Source organism: Pseudomonas sp. (assembly GCF_049645325.1).
Taxonomy (GTDB): domain Bacteria; phylum Pseudomonadota; class Gammaproteobacteria; order Pseudomonadales; family Pseudomonadaceae; genus Aquipseudomonas.
Genome location: NZ_JBARTQ010000678.1, coordinates 1 through 5,119 on the forward strand (window position 1 = coordinate 1; position 5,119 = coordinate 5,119).

Below are 5,119 nucleotides of genomic sequence, written 5' to 3' on the forward strand. Positions count from 1 at the left end.
CTAGGCGAGGCACCGAGTGGAGGGGCAAGAGCGTTTTGCTTACTTTTGCGCTCTATCAAAAGTGAGCCGCTGTAAGAGCGGAACCAATAGAAGCCATCACCCCGACAACGGATATGCACAAAAACCACCCACCTACTTGTCCACCTTCACCACCTCATAATCGCGCAACTTATTGGCAATCGTCGTATGCGAAACCCCCAGCCGCTTACCCAACTGCCGACTACTGGGATGCTCCACATACAACAACTCCAGGACCGCTTTCTCAAACCGCCCCACAATCGCCTCCAACCCCCCTTCCAGCGAAAAATCGCCAAGCGGCTGACGCACCCCATAATCCGGCAAGCGAATATGCTCGGCCTTGACCGTCCCGCCCTCACACAACGACACCGCCTGAAACAGCACATTCTCCAACTGCCGCACATTGCCCGGCCAATGGTAATGACTGAGCCGGTCCATCGCCGCCGGCGCCAGCTTGGGCAGCGGGCACCCAATCTGCCGGCTCGCCTGGTCGAGAAAGTGCTCAACCAACGGCGCCAACCCATCAAGGCAATCACGCAACGGCGGAATGTGCAGCGACAACACATTCAAGCGGTGATAAAGGTCCTGGCGAAACTCACCACGCGCGCACAGTTCCGACAAGTCCACCTGGGTCGCACAAATCACCCGCACATCCAGATACACCTCTTCATCACTGCCTACACGGCGAAAGCAACCGTCCTGCAGAAAGCGCAGCAACTTCACCTGCAACCGCGCACTCATTTCCCCCACGCCATCGAGAAACAACGTACCGCCTGCCGTCAGCTCCAGCAGCCCCAGCTTGCCCTCGGCCCGCGCGCCCTCGAATGCGCCGGGGCCGTAGCCGAACAGCTCGGTCTCGGCCATCGACTCCGGCAACCCGGCGCAGTTAAGCGCCATCAACGGCGATTGCCCGCGTGGGCTGGCCAGGTGGCAGGCGCGCGCCAGCAGCTCTTTGCCGGTGCCGGTTTCGCCTTCTATTAATAGAGGCGCATCCAACGGCGCCATACGCCGGGCCTCACGCACCACCGCCGCCATGACCCTGGAACTCTGGAAGATGCTGTCAAAGCCGCGCAGCTCTTGCTTGCGCACGTTATAGATGCGCTCACCGACGCGGTCGGCGCGGTGCAGGGTCAGCACGGCGCCGGCCATGGCTTCACTGTCATCGTGTTCGGACGATTGCAACGGCGCGATGTCCGCCAGGAATACATCGCCCTTGACCTTGACCCGCAGGCCATTGATGCGCGATTTGCTCGCGCGCACCAGTTCCGGCAAATCGAAATCCTCGGCATAGCGCGACAACGGAATGCCAGGCACTTCGTCCACCCGCACCCCGAGCAACTGCGCCGCCGCGCGGTTGGCGGCGACGATGGAGCCGCCCATGTCGATGGACAACACCGGGAATTCGAGGGCGCCGAGCAGCGCATTGAGTTCCATATGCCGACGCTCACTGGGCATCAGCCCTACCCTTTTAACGCCAAATACCCCGGCAATCGCCTCGAATTGCGGGCGCAATGCCTGGAACTGCATGTTCACAAGGTTCGGGCAAAACAGGTAGATGGCGTTGCCGTGCTCACCGCCGACCTCACCCTTGGCAACGTTCACGCCATATTCTACCAGCAGGTTGAGGATGTCCCGCAGGATGCCGATGCGGTTCTGGCAGTGCACTTTGATACGCATGAAAAGCCCCGAAAAGAGGGAAGGCGCCGCGACTTTTCGTCACTCGGCGCAGATAGTCGTCAAGATTATGTGACAGCGCGTAACCTTTTCACAGCCCAAGACAACGAAGATCACCCCGATCGTAACGAATACTTTACGAATATTGGTAAATTTTCCTACAGTCTCAGGCCGCAGGCGGATGGAATCGAGCGCCTTCCGCGCTATCAATAGGCTCATCGCAGGACATAACAAGAACGAATGCCTAGCAGGAGAGCCGTATGAAGCAGACGCAATACGTGGCCCGCGAGCCCGATGCGCAAGGTTTTATCCACTACTCGCCGGAAGAACACGCGGTGTGGAACACCCTGATCACCCGCCAGTTGAAAGTGATCGAGGGGCGCGCCTGCCAGGAATACCTGGACGGTATCGACAAGCTCGGCCTGCCGATGGACCGCATTCCCCAACTGGGCGAAATCAACACGGTGTTGGCCGAGACCACCGGCTGGCAAGTCGCCCGCGTGCCGGCGCTGATCCCCTTCCAGACCTTCTTCGAATTGCTCGCCAGCAAGCAGTTTCCGGTGGCGACCTTTATTCGCACCCGTGAAGAACTGGACTACCTGCAAGAGCCGGATATCTTCCACGAGATCTTCGGCCACTGCCCGCTGCTGACCAACCCCTGGTTTGCCGAGTTCACCCACACCTACGGCAAGCTCGGCCTCGCCGCCAGCAAAGAGCAACGTGTGTACCTGGCGCGCCTGTACTGGATGACCATCGAGTTCGGCCTGGTGGACACGCCGCAAGGTCGGCGCATCTACGGTGGCGGCATTTTGTCGTCGCCCAAAGAGTCGGTATACAGCCTGTCGGACGAGCCCGAGCATCAAACCTTCGACCCTCTGGAAGCGATGCGCACGCCGTACCGCATCGACATCCTGCAGCCGCTGTATTTCGTTTTGCCCGAGCTCAAGCGCCTGTTCGAAGTGGCGCAGGAAGACATCATGGGCATGGTCGAGCGCGGGATGCAGTTGGGTCTGCACGCACCGAAGTTTCCGCCCAAGACAAAAGCCGCGTGACACTTACGTTTTGAGGCCACGTGAGTCTGTTCCCTGGCCCCGCGTTGCTTTAGGGTGACGCCACTGACGACCGTTTTTTAAAACTTCAGGACACCTACATGACCACCTTGAACCAAGCCCACTGCGAAGCCTGCCGCGCCGATGCCCCACAAGTCAGCGATGAAGAGTTGCCGGTACTGATCAAACAGATCCCCGACTGGAACATCGAAGTGCGCGACGGCGTGATGCAGCTGGAAAAGGTTTTCCTGTTCAAGAACTTCAAGTTCGCCCTGGCCTTTACCAACGCCATGGGTGAAATCTCCGAAGCCGAAGGCCATCACCCGGGCCTGCTCACCGAGTGGGGCAAAGTCACCGTGACCTGGTGGAGCCATTCCATCAAAGGCCTGCACCGCAATGACTTCATCATGGCCGCGCGCACCGACGAAGTGGCCAAGGTTGCCGAGGGCCGCAAGTAATGCATTTCGATGCCATTGGCCGCGTGCCCGGCGACCCGATCCTCGGGCTGATGGACCTCTACGCCCAAGACACCAACCCGAACAAGTTCGACCTCGGCGTGGGCGTCTATAAAGACGACCAAGGCCTGACGCCGATCCCGCATTCGGTAAAACTCGCCGAACAGCGCCTGGTGGATACACAGACCACCAAGACCTACATCGGCGGTCACGGCGATGCCAGGTTCGGCAAGCTGATCAGCGAACTGGTACTCGGCGCCGACAGCGCGCTGCTCCGCGAACACCGTGCCGGCGCGACCCAGACCCCAGGTGGCACTGGCGCCCTGCGCTTGAGCGCCGACTTCATCGCGCACAACCTGCCCGCCCGTGGCGTCTGGCTGAGCAACCCGACCTGGCCGATCCACGAAACCATCTTTGCCAAAGCCGGGCTCAAAGTCAGCCACTACCCGTACGTCGGCGCTGACAACCGCCTGGATGTGGCGGCGATGCTGGCGACCCTGTCCACCGTGCCCAAGGGTGATGTGGTGCTGCTGCATGCCTGCTGCCACAACCCGACGGGTTTCGACCTGTCCCAGGACGACTGGCGCCAGGTGCTGCAGATCGTGCGCGAGCGCCAATTGCTGCCGCTGATCGACTTCGCCTACCAGGGCTTTGGCGACGGTTTGGAGCAAGACGCCTGGGCTGTGCGCTTGTTTGCCGCCGAGTTGCCGGAAGTGCTGATCACCAGTTCCTGCTCGAAAAACTTCGGCTTGTATAGCGACCGTGTCGGTGCGTTGATCGTGTGCGCGCAGGACGCAGAAAAGCTCACGGATGTGCGCAGCCAACTGGCGAACACCGCGCGCAACCTGTGGTCGACGCCGCCGGACCATGGCGCAGCGGTAGTGGCGACCATCCTCGGTGATGCGCAGCTTAAACAGGTATGGAGCGACGAAGTCGAAGCCATGCGTTCGCGGATTGCGCAGTTGCGCTCCGGGCTCGTAGAGGCGCTGGCGCCCCACGGGTTGGCCGAGCGATATGCGCATATTGGTGCGCAGCGCGGAATGTTTTCCTATACCGGCTTGAGCGCCGAACAGGTCAAGCAACTGCGCGACAAACACAGCGTGTACATGGTCAATTCGGGGCGCGCTAACGTGGCAGGCATTGATGCCACACGCCTGACGCTGTTGGCACACGCCATCGCCGACGTCTCCAACTGAAATAATACAACCCACTGTGGGAGCTGGCTTGCCTGCGATGACGGTGTCACATCCAAACAAGATGTGACTGACACTCCGCTATCGCAGGCAAGTCAGCGCCCACATTGGGACTGAGCAAGACTTTTAGCCCGCGACCAGCTCAGCCTTCAGCAACGCCTCTTTCGCCTGCGCATCCGCCAGCCGATACAACTCGATATGCCCATCCCAGTGCTCGATCAACGCCGTGCACGACTCCACCCAATCCCCGCAATTGAGGTAGTCCACCTCGCCGACCTTACGAATTTCGGCATGGTTAATATGCCCGCACACCACCCCATGCAGCTCGCGCTTGGTCACTTCGTGGGCGATGGCTTCCTCGAAATCGCTGATGAAACTCACCGCCGTCTTCACCTTGTGCTTGAGGTAAGCCGACAGCGACCAGTAGCCATAGCCATACCGCGCACGCCAGTGGTTGAGCCAGCGGTTCAGGGTGAGGGTGAATTCGTAGGCCGAATCACCGAGGAACGCCAGCCAGCGGTGGTAACGGGTGATCACATCGAACTGGTCGCCATGGATCACCAATAAATGCCGGCCATCAGCAGTCACGTGCACCGCCTCATCCACCAATTGGATATTGCCCAGGATCAGCTTGGAATAGCGGCGCAGGAACTCGTCGTGGTTGCCGGTGACGTAGATCACTTCGGTGCCGCGCTTGGCCATGGTCAGCAGGCGACGGATCACGTTGGTG

Annotated in this window: 5 protein-coding genes; 3 read left to right on the forward strand and 2 right to left on the reverse strand. The window is 60.2% G+C overall.

What is annotated here, in order from left to right; all coding sequences use genetic code 11:
- Positions 1-132 precede the first annotated feature (132 nt).
- Positions 133-1,695: a sigma-54-dependent transcriptional regulator gene (locus WBB95_RS28975; RefSeq protein WP_424490701.1), complete on the reverse strand. Its 1,563-nt coding sequence runs from the start codon at positions 1,693-1,695 to the stop codon at positions 133-135.
- A 257-nt stretch (positions 1,696-1,952) separates the two neighbouring features.
- On the opposite strand from WBB95_RS28975, the gene phhA reads away from it, so the two are divergent.
- The 3 genes from phhA to WBB95_RS28990 all read left to right on the forward strand — a co-directional run bounded on the left by phhA (position 1,953) and on the right by WBB95_RS28990 (position 4,392).
- Entirely contained in the window at positions 1,953-2,744 is a 792-nt protein-coding gene (gene phhA, locus WBB95_RS28980) for a phenylalanine 4-monooxygenase (RefSeq protein WP_424490702.1), read from the forward strand.
- Between the two features lie 98 nt (positions 2,745-2,842).
- Positions 2,843-3,199: a 4a-hydroxytetrahydrobiopterin dehydratase gene (locus tag WBB95_RS28985; protein WP_200433498.1), complete on the forward strand. Its 357-nt coding sequence runs from the start codon at positions 2,843-2,845 to the stop codon at positions 3,197-3,199.
- Positions 3,199-4,392, forward strand: a complete 1,194-nt coding sequence (locus WBB95_RS28990) for an amino acid aminotransferase (RefSeq protein WP_424490703.1) — start codon at positions 3,199-3,201, stop codon at positions 4,390-4,392. The genes WBB95_RS28985 and WBB95_RS28990 overlap by 1 nt, the downstream gene beginning before the upstream one ends.
- 123 nt (positions 4,393-4,515) lie before the next feature.
- On the opposite strand, the gene WBB95_RS28995 is transcribed toward WBB95_RS28990, so the two are convergent.
- Positions 4,516-5,119, reverse strand: a 604-nt coding sequence (locus WBB95_RS28995) for a UDP-2,3-diacylglucosamine diphosphatase (protein ID WP_424490704.1), incomplete at its 5' end; no start/stop codon positions are given.

Coding starts and splice junctions, on each gene's coding strand:
- WBB95_RS28975 (WP_424490701.1), bottom strand. CDS start 1,695: ATGCGTATCAAAGTGCACTGCCAGAACCGCATCGGCATCCTGCGGGAC.
- phhA (WP_424490702.1), top strand. CDS start 1,953: ATGAAGCAGACGCAATACGTGGCCCGCGAGCCCGATGCGCAAGGTTTT.
- WBB95_RS28985 (WP_200433498.1), top strand. CDS start 2,843: ATGACCACCTTGAACCAAGCCCACTGCGAAGCCTGCCGCGCCGATGCC.
- WBB95_RS28990 (WP_424490703.1), top strand. CDS start 3,199: ATGCATTTCGATGCCATTGGCCGCGTGCCCGGCGACCCGATCCTCGGG.